Origin of the sequence: Psychrobacillus sp. L3 (assembly GCF_042945595.1) — a bacterium.
Taxonomy (GTDB): Bacteria; Bacillota; Bacilli; order Bacillales_A; family Planococcaceae; genus Psychrobacillus.
Window position 1 is genome coordinate 2,129,940 of record NZ_CP168493.1, and the last position, 16,706, is coordinate 2,146,645.

Here is a 16,706-nt window from a genome sequence, read left to right on the forward strand (position 1 = left end):
TAAGTTAGATTTCGATTAGCACCTCTATTTCACACAATTTTACAACTTTTCATGATGTTGTTCTTTTATTGAACATGGTTGTAGTCTTTCATCAATCTTGAATCAGCACAACTATATATCCAGATTTACATCGTGATTAGTTTCATTAAACTAGAGAAATCTTTATAGTTGTTTGAATAGACAAACATAAAAAGTCGATTCCCTCTATAGGTAAAGGGATTCGACTTTTTTAGATTGAAAATTTATTTCGTTTTGTCAGCTAATTCTTTTGATGCATTAGTAAGTTGATTGTTCAATGTATTTAATGCGTCTTTATCAAGTTCAGAAGCTTCTGAACCTGCAATCGTTGGGTCAAGATAGTTTTCAATTTTATCATAAAGATCTTAATTATCTTTTTTCACATCATCTTCGTATGTTTTCCATTGGTCTTCTTTATCAATTGCTTTTGACAATTGATTAGTCGTATCTAACATTTTATTGACACCTTCTGATACCTTACTATTATTAGATCCACATCCTGTTAATACTAATGCACTTCCGAAGACTATTGCTAAGATCGTTGATGTTAACCTTTTCATGATCAATACCTACTCTCTTTTAACTATTGTTAGACTCCTTCAGTGCCCTCATACTTGTAGTGATGCCTTTCGATTCCTTCAATTGAACCTTTACAATAGAAGGAGCAAAACTTATCCGAAGAAGTGGCAAATATGGCGATAATAATTCAGAAATGCGACAAAGGTTTTCCGGAACTCAAAAGGATCCGGAAACAACATGTACTCTGGCTGCAGCCCGCAGTTTTGCCACATAACAAGTAGAAACCGCTCGATAAATACGGTTATCTCTCAGTTTCTTTACAATAAAAAACGACCAACTCTTTTAAGTGAAGGTCGAATTTTTAGCAACAACTAAGAATTCCGAAGAAAATAATCCAACAAACACTAGAAATAGCATGACAAACTTTTTCATAAAATTATTGACACCTCTGTATGTGCATTTGTGATATTACCTCCATATTTTTTAAAACGATCCATGAGATTAATCTCCAATTCAAACCATCGATTCGAACGTTATATGGGTTTGAATAGTCCATACACACCAGGTTAACTTAACGCCGATTCCCGGAATTTTATAGCTTCATTACTCAAAAAAAATAGTCTCCATGTAAATGCAGTCCTGTTAGTAGGAATTTAAACATGCTTAAATGTCCCTTTATAAATTCAATATTTACCAGACAGGTCTTATCCTTGATAACAATTTGCCTTCATTTGCTTCATAAACTAATTTTGTTAAATCTTCTTTGAGCATTTGCATTCGTTCAGCACCTATGTTTTCAATCCAACGTTGCTCAATATCTGTTAGTATCTTCTCTTTTGCTTGCACTACTAACCACCCACGTTCGGTCAAAACAATAATCTTCCCTCTTTTATCAGTGGGATGAGATTTACGTATTACATAACCACATTTCTCGAGATAATCCACCATTTTACTCACAGCTTGCTTTGTAATTCCTAAATGATCGGCTAGTTCAATACCTGTTGCTCCATTAGGAGTAATACACTTAAACACAAAACCATGCACAGGTCTAATATCTCCAAATCCCAATTCACTCAATCTGTTATGTAGTTCATGAATCGATGCACTAAAAGATAATGACAACAACGATGTAAGATCTAATTCACTAAAAACTTGATGATTCATACTTAAAAGCTCCTTAACTTTAGTCAATTAGGTTGACTTTATTTACTTTGCATTGTACTATACACATTGTAGTCAATCAAGTTGACTATTTCCGCAAGATTTAGAAATCACTGGAAAAAAAGAAATTATGGAGGTTTCACATGGCTAACATCGTTAAAATTAGAGGAAGTGTATTTGCTCCGTATGCTTGGTTGGAGCCTATTAAAGATCCTTCAACAGGAAGAATCTTAGAATATACTGGTGATGCGCGTGAATTTACACCGAATGCTGTAAATACTATGCGTTCAAGACTAGAGCAAGAAGTGATAATTGATTTTTATAAAAAAGAATTTTTTTCACATGCAAATGCTTGTATCGTAACTGTGAAAATTACAAATCCAGATGGTTCTATCGAGTATAAAAAGGGAAAAACAAGTACAGACAATATTGAATGCACAAATGTTGCGTGGGGAGATGACGAAGTTTCTTTTAAAATGAGTGCTAGTGCAAACAATCCTTTGAATACAGCAGCACCTGCAGCTGACTATGTATTAACTATACACGTTAACAAAAGTGGGGTTGCACATATTGAAGGTTCCCATGACGGTTTTCCTTGCTATGAATTTTATAAACAAACAGATTTCGGTCCATTTGAATTATTTTATACACATGATTTCAGAAAAACTGGTGACACTCCGGCAGCACTGGCTGGGGAAATGGAATACAGTTTTAAAACGACAATCTAGGTGTAAATATTAAGTAGCCGTTTACAATCTGCAGCAAATAATAATGGTCAAGCAATTGATCATACGAAAGAAATTGTGATCTATTTTGCTCAATGAGTCTATATTTTGATTACCGAAAATAAAAATAAAATGACAGAGGTGTTTATGTTGATCAATATCGTTAAATTTAGAGCAAGTACATTTATTCCAATGGCCTGGACTGAGCCTAAGAAAGATACTCAAACAGGAAACATAATCGAATTCGAAGGTGATTCACGTGAATTTACACCATATGCGGTCAACGCTATGCGTTCTAGAATGGAACAAGAAGTAGTCGTTGATTTTTATAAAAAAGAGATTTTCACATATGCGAATTCTGGCATAACAACAGAAAAAATCACAACTCCTGATGGTTCCATTACTAAAAGAACAGGAAAAGCTAGTACGGAGCGTATTTTGTGCACGGACATTGTATGGGGAGAGGATGACGTCAAGTTTCAAATGAGTGCTAGTGCTAGCAACCCGCTAAATGAACTTGCACCTCCCGTTGATTATCTATTAACTGTACACGTCAAAAATGATGGTACTGGCGATATTCACGGTGAACATGACGGATTCCCTTGTTATGAAATTTATAAGCAAGTAAATTTTGGGCCGTTTGAAGAAATTCATACACATGACTTTAGAAAAACGGGTGATACACCTGCAGCCATGGCTGGTGACATGGAGTATAGTTTTAAAAAGAAATTGTAAAGATAATAAGAAATCAAAATATCACAACATAAGAGTTAGCAACAGGAGGAAAAGAATGACAACAGTTTTATTTGTAAAAGCAAACAACAGACCGGCCGAACAATCGGTGAGTGTGAAATTATATGAGGCCTTTTTAGCAAGCTTTAAAGAATCTCATCCAGATGATACAGTGGTAGAACTTGATTTATACAATGAAGAATTGCCATATGTAGGAGTAGATATGATTAACGGTACATTTAAGGCTAGTAGAGGATTGGATTTAACAGCAGAAGAAGCAAAAACAGTCGCAGTTGCTGATAAATATTTAGACCAGTTCCTTGCAGCTGATAAAGTTGTGTTTGGCTTCCCATTATGGAACTTAACAATACCAGCTGTACTACACACATATATCGATTATTTAAATCGTGCGGGCAAAACATTTATATATACACCAGAAGGTCCAGTTGGTCTGATCGGAGATACGAAAATTGCATTATTAAACGCAAGTGGCGGTGTATATTCTGAAGGACCAAAAGCTGAGGTAGAAATGGCTGTTAAATACGTAGCAAGTATGATGAGCTTCTTTGGTGTAAAAGATCTAGAGAAAGTAGTGATTGAAGGCCACAATCAATTCCCAGATAAAGCAGTAGAAATTATTGCCACAGGTCTGGAAAAGGCTGTTCAAGTAGCAATTACGTTCTAATTAGCAAAACATTTTCACTGAATATGGCAGTACCAACACTTTTATAGTATTGGTACTGCTTTTTTAATCGCATATCTCGATACTGAGTGCTGTTTCACATTCTTCGTAATCAGTAATTTCAGAGGATTGATATAAATTTAGTCATCATCTTGTTCAATATGCAGAAGCCTATTTAATAGGCCGATCTTTCATATTAACTGCACCTGAATTAGATAGATATTTAAGCAATTTAAAAATACCACCCACAGTGGGTAGTTCGTAAATGAATATCAGAAGCTGATAAACATGAATTTTAACGATAAAAAATGGAAAGAGCCGTTCCGCAATTGTGAGTCGGCTCTTACAGTTTATATAAATATTTTCTACATAAATCCTTTTTATTTTAAAGAAATTGCAGATTTAGTTCTTCTTTTTAAAATTTCAAATCATATTTTGCAGAGAATTCAGCAATTTATTGTTTCTCCCCCAAACTTTTTGAAACTTTAATTGTAATCAACTATTCCGTCTGCACCGTAGGATAGTGTGTCACCTTTCATTCGGAAATTTTATTTGATAATGTGCAAGTGCAATTAGAGGGAAAATATATCGATAACTATGATAATGAATATATAGACTACCAGCCATTCCCTGTCCTTTTGGATAAGATGTTGTCCAGTCATTTTTATTATTATTTTCTAAAATGTATTTGATGCCGGATATTATTTCTGGTGTGAGTTCGTCTTCAGCAGCAATCAGAGCATCCAATGCCCAGGCTGTATGAGTTAACGTACTGGCTCCTAATGGAATGTATGTTTTCTTTTTATCACTCATACAAGATTCTCCCCAACCGCCATCCGAATTTTGAATATCTCGAAGCCATTTGACTGATTTTAGAATAGAAGGATGGTCCGATGAGATTCCTGCTGAAACAAGCCCGGTTATAGCAGCCCAAGCCCCATAAATATAACAAATGCCCCATCGGCCATACCAAGATCCATTCGGTTCTTGATGATTGAATAACCAATTTACACCTAACTTTATAGAGTCGTGACTCTTCATTAAGTTAGTGAAATTCCCGAAAAATTCCAATGTTCTTCCTGTTAAATCTGCACTTGATGGATCTGCGAGTAAATATTCAGCATCTTCCATTGGAATCATAGACAAAACACTTTTATTCACGCCTTTTTCGAATGATGGCCATCCCCCATCATCATTTTGCATTGAAAATACCCAATGGATTCCTCTTGACCAAGATGTATGGAACTTGGTTTTTTTATCGACAGTTTTACATATTGACCTTAAGGTTGCAGTAGTATCATCAATATCAGGGTTTAGAGTATTTACATTTGAGAAACCCCATCCCCCTGGAAGACTATCTGGACTGTGTATGATCCAGTCCCCATATTTATCATGCTGTCGTGTTAATAAAAATTGGTTTGCTTTTTTAATAACGGGATCTAATTCGGAAACGCCTGCTTCTTGCATGGCATAACTAATTAAAGCAGTATTCCAAACCGTTGCTGTGGTGAATTGCATATGAGTCTTCCCGTCAACTTGGCATTTCATAGACTTTAATCCGTTAACCGCATGAATAATTGTGGGATGATTTTTCTTATATCCAAGGGAAAGCAACGCGAAAATTAGCAGAAATGTCGAGCTAAAGTAACTGTATAAGGTGCCATCTGGTTCAATTCGATCCAGCATATACTGTTTTGTCTTTTCTACCGCAAGTTCCTTAATTTGCTTTGGCAAACCAATTAACTCCTCCATTCTTTTTTGAATGGATAAAAGAAAAGGACTCCATTCATTTGAGAGAGTACTTAATAAATATTCTTCATCCCACCGGTTGTGGTTCAAAATATATAAATCTGAAATGTTTGGACTTTTATTTGTTTTAATTATGTATTTCTTATCAGCGAGAATCATGAGTGGAGCAATATTCGCTCTACCAAAGACAGACAAATCAAAAAAGTTCATCGGGAATGAGTGTGGTAGTAAAACAAATTCTGTAGGGATTGTAAAAATTTTTTCCCATGAAAATTGTCCAGTTACTGCCAGCATAATTTTTGTTAATAAACTACTTTTGTCTATTCCCCCATTCGATAAAATAAACTGCCTTGCTACTTGCATTCGTACATCATCGTGCGTACAATAGCCGGAATATAGAAGGGCGTAATAAGCTTCAATCGTGGCTGCTATATTCCCGGCATTTTCTTCATCATAAAACACCTTCCAAGACCCATTTTCTTGTTGTTTGCTTAAAATCCTATCTACTAGTTCCTTTATTAATTCTTCATCATCAATAGTTAATGAACGCAATAAAATAATCATATAGGCATCCGTTGTAATCCCTGTTTCAAAAGGATAATCCCAAGTTCCCTCCTCAGATTGATCCTTCCTCAAGATGCTTATAATTCGTCTAATTTCTTCTGATAATGCACCATTCACAAAATTCGTCCTTCCTCTAGCAAAAATTCAATACATCTAAACATATTCGGTTAATTTTTAAAAAATGCGAGAAAGTGATTAAGTATCTATAGTGGGAAAAAAAGCAAGGAATCTTTTTCCGCTTTGTAAGATGCATTTTACTGACAGTTTTTTTCAATGAACTATTAGAATAAATTGAGATCCAGGAAGAATAAGAATACGGATCAGAATAATATATTTGATATATTTTCAGGCATTTTTGCGTTAATCCTTCTATCCATAACTTGAATAGGTAAACCAAAACGCCCGAAACCCTTATGAATTAAGAGTTTCTGGCGTTATATATAATTCAGATTATTTGCATTAATTATGACGATTTGAGATCGGTGGGACATGACGGTTAGAAAAAACGGCAATCTATTTAGAGAAAGTATTCGCAAAAAAAATCATGTGATTCATAATTGAAAATCGGAGTTGTTTGGAGAGTATATATAATAGAAGAGATTTTAAGACATATGTTGAAAATAACTAAGTTTAAAAGTTCCTCTTTAAGCCTTATATAACCATAAAATATAAGAATCCATTTTGAAAAAATATTTTTCAAAATGGATTCTTTCGTTGTGATTTAGTATTCATTCTCAACAAAAAGTTTGATTATTTTAGTGTTCCTTCTTCAACTAAACCACCTCGTTAGTTGAAGAAGACTTTTCCTTAATCATCAGGGTTTTCTTTAAGAATCCAAGGAATATTAGCTGAAAAGCTGAATTGTAGGACTGGGGCAGGGAAACCTTCTGGCACAAACTCTAAATCCTCTGAAAATCCAAATACGAAATTCTCTAGTTCAATAGTATTCATTTCTTTAAAGTTAGAAGAAGTACACAATTCGCCTTCTAACACTCTTCCAACGAGATGATAATCTCCTAAGTATAAACGTGTCCCTGCTTCCTCAGTAGGAAATTCTGAAAGATGTGCTGGTTTTGCTGGATGAATCCCAAAATTGTTGAAAATATGGGATACAGAAGTCTTTAAATACTCAGAAGCTTCAACATAATTTTTACAGTACAAGCAGTTACAGACCTCTAAATCTTTGTTGTAAAATTCTCGTGTTCTATCAATATCAACTTCTAATAACCATTTTCCTATTCTAATTTGTTGCAACATTGTAATCTCCATTCTGTCTTAATACACTGTTTATTAATTAATTTATATTCAACTTATCTAACTCGATACCTCTATCCTTCTTCAACTAAACTGCCCCGTTTGTAAAAGGGTTCTACTCCTTATTGAAGTAAAGCACCACGTTAGTGAAAAATATAAATTACTTTTTTAAATACTTTTTGTAAATAGTAAAACATTCCCCATACAGCAACTACCTTGAGGATTATTTACCTCGCACCCACATCTGTTAGCTTTTACATTTTCTTTAATATGTTCTAATGGTTGAGGAGAAAGTTTTTGTTCTTCATATTCCCGAATTTTCTCTTTTGTCCAACCAAAACAATAACAAACTGGGACTGTGGAAGAATCATCTTTTTGATGTACAGATACCTTTAAATCTGACGTAAAATAAGATTTTTCCTTTGTATCAAAATAGACAACATCACAATCTTTCGTCGAACAAAAGGAATGATTCAAATTTATATTCAAAGAATCTAAAATTGATGGTTTTAACATCGATTTCAATGTAATGATTTTCAACTTTTTCCCTTTCTTATTACAAGAAGGACATAATTCGGAACCACTACTTTCAATAACGGTTTCTTTTGTCGCACAACAATCAGTCATTTCTATTCCCTCACTTATAGTTTTCTAATACTAATAATAACACCTCTTGCAAACTAAGCTGAGTCTTTAGTTGAACAACTTAAGTTGATATAAAGTAAATTATTTCAGGATCATCTACGTCTAAATTTTCAATAAAGCCACTTTGTACAAATCCATTTGCTTTAAATACTTCTTGCATTCTTTTATTGGATTGATTAGTTGAAGAGTATATTTTCTTAGTAGGTGAAATGTTAATAAAATATTTAATAAGAGATGTTGCATACCCTTTTCGTCTTTCTAAAGGCTTAACAATTATCAAGGAAATAAAGCTGCAATCAAAAAAATGAGTGTCAAAAATTAAAAAACCAACAATTTTATTCTCATTTTTAACAACTAGACATCTCTCTTCTTTAATAGCATTTTTAATGTATTCCGACCTGCTATTATTTCCGATTACTTCTATATCAATACTCACTATGTCATCAAAATTAATTAATTGAGGCTTACAAAAGATTTTCATAATAAAGTTCTCCTTCTTTTTTAATACCTATTACATTCGACTATACTAATTCAATCAACCATTTGGCTTTCGGACCGCCACCTAACTGTCTACGCTTAAAGACTATTGTTACCATTAGCACTCCAAGACTCGCTACGAGTGAATGGCTAGTTCTTTCTCGACGGGTATCCCACCCGCTATATGATACGACCTAGGCTCGGCCGCACACCTGCTGCGTTAGCACAATAAGAAAAAGAGCTGTCTAAGCAGCTCAATGATCTTCAAGTAAAGCAAGCGTTAGCTTTATAGCAAATGATTACAACCCGCTATTTCTCCCAAAGCTCGACCAGTCGACCTTCAGGATCTTTAATCCAAATAAACTTTCCAAACTCACAAACCTCTTTTTCCTTAACAAGAGGTACACCAATATGTTCAAGATGCTTAATAGTCTCGTTAAGATCATGTACTTGGAAATTTAACATCACTTGTTGTTCTGTTGGAAAATAATTGTCATTCTCGGTAAAGAAAGAAAAGATAGTCTCATTTCCTAATTGGGGTTTAATCACAGTCCCATTCCAATTTTCTATTTCAATCTTCAACGCTTCACTGTACCATTTTTTTATAACATCAAGATTTTTAGTTCTCCAAAATATTCCTCCAAAACCTTTTATCATCGTAACTAACTCCTGTCTTTTTTAAAATTTTTAGTTTTTCGATTACATTAGATATTCGAGATTTAATGTTTAATTCCTTCTTCAACTATACTGCCCCTTTAGCCATGCAAGCAGCACATAGAATGAAAATAGTTAGAGGAGTCAATACTAGTAGTCCACCGAAATCAATAGACTTATTAATGTACGCTCGCCTCTTTTTCTTAATGATTGAGCAAGGTCTATTTAAGTGTTGTCTTTTTTCTTTTCTTGAAGAAATTTATTTTCATGGTAGTTCTCTTTCAAAGAGTCTTTTAATCGACTGTTCGAATTTTTCTATGTTCATTTTTTATTCCCCCACATTTATTGAACATAATACTTACAATATTACTACTTCGACTCTCTTCTAAGAATACCTGCTTATTCAAGTAAACTGTTCCATTAGTTGAAGAAGAAAAAAAGAGCCAGCAAAGCTGCCCTATAAAGGCAGCCGATTGTTCAACTAAAGCACTCCGTTACTTTAAATGTAAATCTTTACAATCTGTTTCGTAAATCAAAAAAGCAAAAAGGCGATGCCTTTATTCAAGCATCGCACTCGTAAATTTAAAAGAAATTCACTTTTTTCCCATTACTGCAAAGTAATTATTTTCACTATCGACAAAATTAAATAATACTCTTTTTTGTAAAAATAATTATTAAATTCAATGCTCCTAAACCTTACTAAAGCTTTAAACAGCGTTACGGTAAATCTACCTCAGCGTCTCCACATGCTCGTCCAAACGGTCCCAAGTTTCAGTGATGCCCTGCAGCATGCCCATGTCCATGACGGTCTTAAGAGCCTCTGCGGACACATATTCAGCACGGTTTATCAATTTTGTCTTTCCACCCAAATCGATAAATTCCAACGTCATCGCAGTCGATGGCAAGGAGTCATCCACTTTTCCTTCGGCATCCGAAAAGTAATCGGTGTATACAATCTTCTCCGGCTCGATAATCTCCTTATAAACCCCTTTGCCCCAAGCTTCCATACCAAAAAATTGACCAAGGTTCTGATCAACGCATTTCATACAGTAATGCCAAACCCCTCCCGGACGGAAATCGACGGTGCATACCGGAATCTCCCAGCCCCTCGGTCCCCACCAGTGTTTCAGATGCTCCGACTCTTTAAACATTTTGAATACAAGTTCGCGTGGCGCATCGAAAATGCGCTCTAGTACCAGTACCCGATCATTCTCTACTCTCGATACCATTGTGTTGTTTGACATTGTAATTCCTCCTTGATCATGAAATGATTTCATAACTTTTCCTTGTTCTGTACTTCCTTCAAATAGTCATCTAAATTATCGAATCTTTCTTGCATCACATTCTGGAAGGACTGTATCCAAGAATCCAGCGCTTGGAAGGGCTCAGACCGGAGCTTGTAGATGCGGCGGTTAGCTTCGGCCTCGACCTCCACAATCCCGTTGTCGCTTAGCACTTTTAGATGCTTCGAAGTTTGGGGTTGCCTCAACCCTAGCCGGTCGGCGATTTCCCCCACGGTCAGTGGACCGTCACGCAAGAGTTCGACAATATTCATACGATTAGGTTCAGACAGAGCGCTCATCGTCGTCATGTTCACTCCCGGAATCTTCCCTGACATGCTGTTCACCTCGTCAAGTGATGGTCTCCGGTAAAATCACATCAACATCATCACTAGTATTATCGTCCTGTCAATTTGATTATACCCAATGAAGAATATTCCTGTCAAGGAATATTCAAAAACTAAAGTAATACTGGAGAAGTGCCGAATTCACAGAATCCAATTATTCATATGTTGAGTGATATCGTATGTTCTATTAATATCGTACCGATTGGCACCTTTACTCTTCTCGATGTATCCGTTTTTTATCAATTTATCTATTTTAACCCAATATGATTGAAAACGGTTGCGAGTATAATGAAAATCATATTTTACATACCTTATAAGCATTTATCTTAGTATCTATTTCTATTTTATGTAAAAAAATTCTAATTAAAGTTCCCTAAAACCCTATCGGTGTTTATACGAGAAGATAACAATTTCCCCCATAAACTTCTTCCACTATTCTGCCCCTTTAGTTGAACAAGAAATAAGAGCTGCACTGCTACTCAATGATCTTCACCTAAAGCACTCGTTAGTTAAACAAGATTTCTTACAAGATCCGCTAGAATTAATGGGACTATCTATTTCAATAAATCATGTACAACACTATTTTACACGACAAAACAACAGTGTAATTTAACTTCGCTTAAAAAAAATCACAGAAACGTCACTTATGTAAAAAAATCAAGACATATATAATTACATTTATTCTCTATACGAAAGGATGTTTTTATTTGCCTAGTAATAAAAAAAAGGTGTCATTTTCGGACTATTTATGTGTTTTGGGATGGTTTTTATTATGTCAGTTTACAACAAAGCTTTACATGGATTTTCATCGTTTAAAGTAGGGAGTGCAATGATTCAATTTGTCATAACATTTATAGTTGCTTTTATCGCAGAGTCGTTCGTTGAACCGAAAGCTTGTAAATTTGCAGTATCACTACCTTTTGATAAATCAAAAGAAATCAACTTTATTGTCACGTTTGCTTTTTGTATGGTCCCTATAATGGTTCTTATCATGTCAGTATATGGAATTATTTTAATGGCGTTAATGACAGGAATTGAAGGTTCAATTATTACAACTTACTTTAAAACAGTTGGTCTAAACTTTATCGTGGCGCTTCCATCGCAGTTAATAATTGTTGGGCCAATCTCACGTATGTTATTAGCTAAATACATTAAACCCATGACACAAAAGCAAGAATTAAACGTGTAAAAACAAGCAAGCTACTTTTTGATAGCTTGCTTGTTCTAGGTGGAACTTCCAAAATAGGTTTCAATGTCTTACCTTGATTAAAGGATCATTCAAATGACAGTACTGCTGTCTGTTATTCAATTAAACTGCCCCTTAAGCCATCCATGCAGCACAAAATAGTACTGCACCACAGAAAATGAAAATGCTTAGATGAGTCAATACTAGTAGTCCACCAAAATCCATAGAATTAATAATATACGCTCTCCACTTTTTTTACGATTGAGCAAGGTCTTCTTAAGTGTTGACATTTTTCTTTTCTTGAAGAAATTTATTTTCATGGTAGTTGAAGAAGAAAAGTGAAGCTTATTCAACAATCGCTCCAGGTTAAGGCAAAACTAAAGATTATTAAAAGGCATACTGTTGGTTGCTTCAAATAGTAATTGAGAATAAATCAAAGCATTGTTCATCTTATGAAAGAGAATAATAATTAGGCTTAGAGATACTTTCTTCAACTAACGATGCACATCGTTTCATTTTGTTTTTCAATGTTTAAACATCAAACTGTTTAAAATGATGGTCAAGGTGCTTGTATATTCCTTTACCCCATTGCTCAGAAGTGAGTTTCCCAAAAAAAGGATGCGGATGAGTTGTGCACTTCTCTGGTCCGTTATTTTGGAATGTGATAATTTTTTGTTTAAGCTTTTCTTTTTCTGTGACAAATTCTCTATCATCTGCAATCAAAATGGTTGGAATAGTAGACAAATTATGGGGCAATGTCTTGTCATTGTAAATGATTTGTTTTGCAAACCTCCCTACTATTATTCCTAACCAACTCCTTGGTGGAAAAGAATTTCCCATTGCAATGTCTTGGAAAGATGAACAATGCGCTAGCATTTGGGCAACATCCATTTTTCCCCATTGCGGTTGTGAATTTGGACTCAATTTGTCAATACGCTTTAAAACTTCTGCTGTATGCTTATGATTAAAAATATTTTTCATTAGTGCATATCCCCTTTAATTATAATGAGTCAACCTTCTTAACTTATTTGGCCCGATTGTTGAACACAAGTTAAACAACACTCTTCAACAAACTTGCCCCGTTAGTCAAGATAGAACTAAATTTTACTTTTTATTAAATTTATTAAATAGTACATGTGTGAATTTATAAATGATAGAAGTATAATAATTATTGTTGCAATTGACGTAATTACTGTTTCTATATAATTTCCACCATCAAAAATAGGAAGAAATATAAGATATAAAATTACACTGACCATTAAAGTTAAGAAAAATATTTTAATATATTTTGCCATAATTCCATTCCCCTACAATCAAATTTTACCACAATAGCCCAACTTTGTTTTTCAACTACACTGCATCACGTACTGTCGCACTCAATACGAGTAGCACTCATGGGATATTAATCCTACTCTGGTTATTATACTAGCCTTGCCTTTAAGGAATAGAAAAAGTTGTTGTAGGTTGCTAATTTATCTTTTGGCAATTCTTCAAGGTACGTAAAATCATATTGTATGTCTATCATTGGAGTAACTTGTTTGCTATCTTCAGTTTGTATAGAAACCAAAGTCTCTTCATCGAAATTTACTCATTATATAAACTTTCACATTCTTCTACATTAATCAAAAGAGAAAGCGATGCTTTATTAAAAGCATCGCCTCCCGCTAGAAATTAATTAAAGAGTTTTAAATTTGAATTTAAAAAGTCTTGTAGTGTAAACATATTTAATTTGTAATAAAAGCCAAAGTATAAATAAAACCCCGCATATAGTAAACAATCCAACTGGGAATAAATAAAACCGTTCTGCAAAATAGCGATGTACAATATAATATTTCCCTGCATCAAATCCTTCAGTTGGATAAAATGATTCAGTCATCAAGTTCTCTTTCATTCCTGCATTTATTGGAAACAAGTAGTCAGCTTCCTCTAAATCTAAATAGAAATATTGTACGTCATTGACTCCATCTTTTTTGTTATATATCGCAATGCTTTCCGATGTATGAAATTTTTCATTTATAGCTTGAAGAGTATTTTCGATTTTTTTAATATCATTATTGTTAAGATCTTTACCAATAATTTGACTAATCAAGTTATCACGAACTACACTGTATTCATTTTTTATAGAATCCGCTATATTGAAACTTGTTAATCCCAATACTAAAAACAATAGGAAGCAATATATTAAACCCTTAGTTTTCTTATTAAAGCCAACAAAATCCACCCTCATCCCCTCCATTTATATGCAGTTTATGATAATATTCTATATAATCTCATAAAAGACCTTTTTTATTTAGAATATATATCCATTTCTTATTCAGATAAACTACTTCTTTTTTTGAACAAGAAACAAGGACTGTATCTACAGCTCAATGATCTTCAATTAATGCCACCTTAGTTTAGTTGCATTTAATCACAACTTAAAAATAAATGATGCACCCTTTTTCTTCAAATTCACCTAACCACTTTGGTATGTTTAATTGGTGATTCCATCTCAGATCTAGCCTTTCTAACCCCTCAATTTTCATCAAGGATTTTGGTAATTCAGTGAGAAGATTGCTTCTTAAATCAACTTCTAATAAATTCTTCAATTGCCCAATCTCTTCAGGCAATGTGGTCAATTGATTATGTCTCATATTAGTCTTCTCAACTTTAAACATTTAGTATCGATTGGGGTATATCTTTTAATTCATTTTCTTCCATATCTAAAACACGTAATAATGACAAATCCCCTAATTTTCTGGAAGATATGTGATTTGATTATTTTTTAAATGCAATTCCTTCAAATTACTTAATCTACTAATACTGAACGGCAACTCCTTTAGTTGATTATTCATAACTCGCAGTTCTATCAATTTGGTTAAATTTCCAAGTTCATCAGGTAATTTTATTAATCTATTATCACTTAAATTAAAATATTTCACTTTGAGCAGCGGATACATCCAATTTAGGTAAAGAGTCTAATTTCATTTGAGGGAAGTTTAGTTCCATTTGTCTGCCTCCTATTTTGAGTTAGTCATCCATGATTCTCTACATAAGCGCTTCACCAGAGAGAGTGAATTGGATACCATATCTATACTGTTTCTACGACAGAGAAAAAAGTCGATACACTACGATGCCATAGAGCCCTTCCGCTAGTTTGACTTCAACAATCTCGGTTTCCGATCCGTAGGAGGACCATATGACTGTTCATCAAAACAATACCGAACATTACCTCATTTTGAAGCACGCCTACTTTATCCCATTTACTCGGAATATTGTATTTTTTTATATAACCATTCAGTATAATATAAACTATATAAATCAAATATACTATTAATGAACCAATCGATATTTATGAGAAATCTTCAATAATTTCTACCACTTCAATTATTCCGTTAATCAAGAGCTCAGGTAGCTCATTTTTTACATTACCCTTCCAATATTTTGTAGCTTGTTCAATTTTTTTAGAAAAAGGGATTCCATCCTCTTTTGGTAAAAGGTTTCCATCTCCCTCAAAAGAATTCCCAATAACTCGAAGTTTAACAATCTGCAAAACCTTTCTATTGTAAGAATCAAATAATGCTTTCCATTTCAAAATATCTTCATAGCTTTTCGCAGCGTATAAGCAAGACAATCTTGAAGGATATTCAGGATAATCTTGTATTCTAACCATTTCTACAATAACTTCTCTAATTGCTCTGATTGTTTGGTCAACATAATTTAAAGCTACTTGGGCATTTTCATTATTCAAGTTCAAGCCTGCATTTGTATAATGACCTTGTAAAATCTGAATGAAGTCTTCACCTTTAGAATTCAATTGTTCCCTTTCAAAAAAGAAGCGATATAAGGTGTTCTTTTGATCCTTGTCAAAGTTAATAATTTGCCCAAGACTCATTATTTTCCTAGTAACGATATGATAAACATACAGTTCGTTCTTTTCCATAGTCTTCCTCCAATTGTCCCTGAACAAGACGGCTTTATGTTCAATTTCCTTATCTTAATCTTAATCGTTATCATTAAAAAACAGCTTTCAATTCAGAACTATTTCCGTGAATTTCAGTAATAATAGCAATTTTCTTTGCTGCTTTCATTACATCCACTCCCAATAATCTATTATTCATTATTTATTTATCGATAAGCCGAATTCCTTCTTAAACTAACCTCCCCTGTTATTTTAAGAAGGAATTTCTATTTTATTGCATTTCGTAAGTTTATAACATTATTCGGATTAATTGCCCATTTACTCATAAGCTCGTTTTGCCTATTTTTTAGATCTTCATATGGTTGTTCAATCATTTCTACTACATTAAACCTTTCATCGAAGACCTTAGAATCTTTTATTTTTCTATAACCACCAAATCCTAAGTCGTCATTTAGAAGCCAAACTACTCTTTTGATATTTGCAAATAAAATCCCACCAGTACACATAGGACAAGGCTCTAATGATGTGTATATTGTGAATTTCTCTCTTTTTATTTTTGCGTTAAATATTGCTTGACCAGCATTTCTTATAGCATCAATTTCTGCGTGGGCAGTTGCATCTTTTGCTGGATGTACCCTATTTCGTCCTGTTGAAATGATGTTAAAGTTTTCATCAACAATTACTGCTCCTACTGGGTATGTATTTTCCTTTAATGCTTGCTCTGCCTCTTCCAATGCCATTTCTAAAAAAAGTCTATCTTTATCAATACTCATAATTTCCCCTACCTCAAATATTGGATTTGTGTAATATTT

At 33.8% G+C, this 16,706-nt stretch carries 19 protein-coding genes; 4 read left to right on the forward strand and 15 right to left on the reverse strand.

Annotated features, from left to right (window positions below; translation table 11 throughout):
• Window positions 1-383: 383 nt before the first annotated feature.
• Entirely contained in the window at window positions 384-578 is a 195-nt protein-coding gene (locus tag ACEPXD_RS10410; RefSeq protein ID WP_391115898.1) for a hypothetical protein, read from the reverse strand.
• 649 nt (window positions 579-1,227) lie between these two features.
• Complete coding sequence (locus ACEPXD_RS10415) at window positions 1,228-1,701, reverse strand: MarR family winged helix-turn-helix transcriptional regulator (protein ID WP_391115899.1); 474 nt, start codon at window positions 1,699-1,701, stop codon at window positions 1,228-1,230.
• A gap of 140 nt (window positions 1,702-1,841) precedes the next feature.
• Here ACEPXD_RS10415 and ACEPXD_RS10420 point away from each other — a divergent pair, with 140 nt between their 5' ends.
• From ACEPXD_RS10420 to ACEPXD_RS10430, 3 genes are all read left to right on the forward strand, one after another.
• On the forward strand, window positions 1,842-2,426 hold the full coding sequence (locus ACEPXD_RS10420; protein WP_391115900.1) for a DUF3238 domain-containing protein: 585 nt from the start codon (window positions 1,842-1,844) through the stop codon (window positions 2,424-2,426).
• Between the two features lie 147 nt (window positions 2,427-2,573).
• Window positions 2,574-3,158: a DUF3238 domain-containing protein gene (locus tag ACEPXD_RS10425; RefSeq protein WP_391123155.1), complete on the forward strand. Its 585-nt coding sequence runs from the start codon at window positions 2,574-2,576 to the stop codon at window positions 3,156-3,158.
• A 55-nt stretch (window positions 3,159-3,213) separates the two neighbouring features.
• The gene (locus ACEPXD_RS10430; RefSeq protein WP_391115901.1) at window positions 3,214-3,840 is read left to right on the forward strand and encodes an FMN-dependent NADH-azoreductase; all 627 of its coding nucleotides are present in this window, start codon (window positions 3,214-3,216) and stop codon (window positions 3,838-3,840) included.
• A 525-nt stretch (window positions 3,841-4,365) separates the two neighbouring features.
• Here the strand turns inward: ACEPXD_RS10430 and shc are convergent.
• The 7 genes from shc to ACEPXD_RS10465 form a co-directional block, all read right to left on the reverse strand.
• Complete coding sequence (gene shc / locus ACEPXD_RS10435; RefSeq protein WP_391115902.1) at window positions 4,366-6,267, reverse strand: squalene--hopene cyclase; 1,902 nt, start codon at window positions 6,265-6,267, stop codon at window positions 4,366-4,368.
• A gap of 690 nt (window positions 6,268-6,957) precedes the next feature.
• A complete protein-coding gene (locus ACEPXD_RS10440; RefSeq protein ID WP_391115903.1) occupies window positions 6,958-7,407 on the reverse strand; it encodes a hypothetical protein in 450 nt (149 codons plus the stop codon).
• 165 nt (window positions 7,408-7,572) lie between these two features.
• Window positions 7,573-8,031: a putative iron-sulfur cluster-binding metallochaperone gene (locus ACEPXD_RS10445; protein ID WP_391115904.1), complete on the reverse strand. Its 459-nt coding sequence runs from the start codon at window positions 8,029-8,031 to the stop codon at window positions 7,573-7,575.
• A gap of 79 nt (window positions 8,032-8,110) precedes the next feature.
• Window positions 8,111-8,530, reverse strand: coding sequence for a GNAT family N-acetyltransferase (locus ACEPXD_RS10450; RefSeq protein WP_391115905.1), 420 nt, complete (start codon window positions 8,528-8,530; stop codon window positions 8,111-8,113).
• A gap of 305 nt (window positions 8,531-8,835) precedes the next feature.
• A complete protein-coding gene (locus tag ACEPXD_RS10455; protein ID WP_391115906.1) occupies window positions 8,836-9,183 on the reverse strand; it encodes a VOC family protein in 348 nt (115 codons plus the stop codon).
• Window positions 9,184-9,908: 725 nt separating this feature from the next.
• Window positions 9,909-10,424, reverse strand: coding sequence for an SRPBCC domain-containing protein (locus tag ACEPXD_RS10460; RefSeq protein ID WP_391115907.1), 516 nt, complete (start codon window positions 10,422-10,424; stop codon window positions 9,909-9,911).
• A gap of 29 nt (window positions 10,425-10,453) precedes the next feature.
• Window positions 10,454-10,798, reverse strand: coding sequence for an ArsR/SmtB family transcription factor (locus ACEPXD_RS10465; protein WP_391115908.1), 345 nt, complete (start codon window positions 10,796-10,798; stop codon window positions 10,454-10,456).
• A gap of 781 nt (window positions 10,799-11,579) precedes the next feature.
• Between ACEPXD_RS10465 and ACEPXD_RS10470 the strand changes: the two genes are divergently transcribed.
• Window positions 11,580-11,996, forward strand: coding sequence for a DUF2798 domain-containing protein (locus ACEPXD_RS10470; RefSeq protein WP_391115909.1), 417 nt, complete (start codon window positions 11,580-11,582; stop codon window positions 11,994-11,996).
• 528 nt (window positions 11,997-12,524) lie between these two features.
• On the opposite strand, the gene ACEPXD_RS10475 is transcribed toward ACEPXD_RS10470, so the two are convergent.
• The 6 genes from ACEPXD_RS10475 to ACEPXD_RS10500 form a co-directional block, all read right to left on the reverse strand.
• Window positions 12,525-12,974 carry a DUF1569 domain-containing protein gene (locus tag ACEPXD_RS10475; RefSeq protein ID WP_391115910.1) on the reverse strand — a complete coding sequence of 150 codons (450 nt, stop codon included), beginning with the start codon at window positions 12,972-12,974 and terminating at the stop codon, window positions 12,525-12,527.
• Window positions 12,975-13,668: 694 nt separating this feature from the next.
• Window positions 13,669-14,214 carry a hypothetical protein gene (locus ACEPXD_RS10480; RefSeq protein WP_391115911.1) on the reverse strand — a complete coding sequence of 182 codons (546 nt, stop codon included), beginning with the start codon at window positions 14,212-14,214 and terminating at the stop codon, window positions 13,669-13,671.
• 196 nt (window positions 14,215-14,410) lie between these two features.
• Window positions 14,411-14,650: a hypothetical protein gene (locus tag ACEPXD_RS10485; protein ID WP_391115912.1), complete on the reverse strand. Its 240-nt coding sequence runs from the start codon at window positions 14,648-14,650 to the stop codon at window positions 14,411-14,413.
• A gap of 72 nt (window positions 14,651-14,722) precedes the next feature.
• The gene (locus ACEPXD_RS10490; protein WP_391115913.1) at window positions 14,723-14,932 is read right to left on the reverse strand and encodes a leucine-rich repeat domain-containing protein; all 210 of its coding nucleotides are present in this window, start codon (window positions 14,930-14,932) and stop codon (window positions 14,723-14,725) included.
• 392 nt (window positions 14,933-15,324) lie between these two features.
• Entirely contained in the window at window positions 15,325-15,915 is a 591-nt protein-coding gene (locus tag ACEPXD_RS10495; RefSeq protein WP_391115914.1) for a DUF2441 domain-containing protein, read from the reverse strand.
• A 245-nt stretch (window positions 15,916-16,160) separates the two neighbouring features.
• Window positions 16,161-16,667: a nucleoside deaminase gene (locus tag ACEPXD_RS10500; RefSeq protein WP_391115915.1), complete on the reverse strand. Its 507-nt coding sequence runs from the start codon at window positions 16,665-16,667 to the stop codon at window positions 16,161-16,163.
• Window positions 16,668-16,706: the final 39 nt, after the last annotated feature.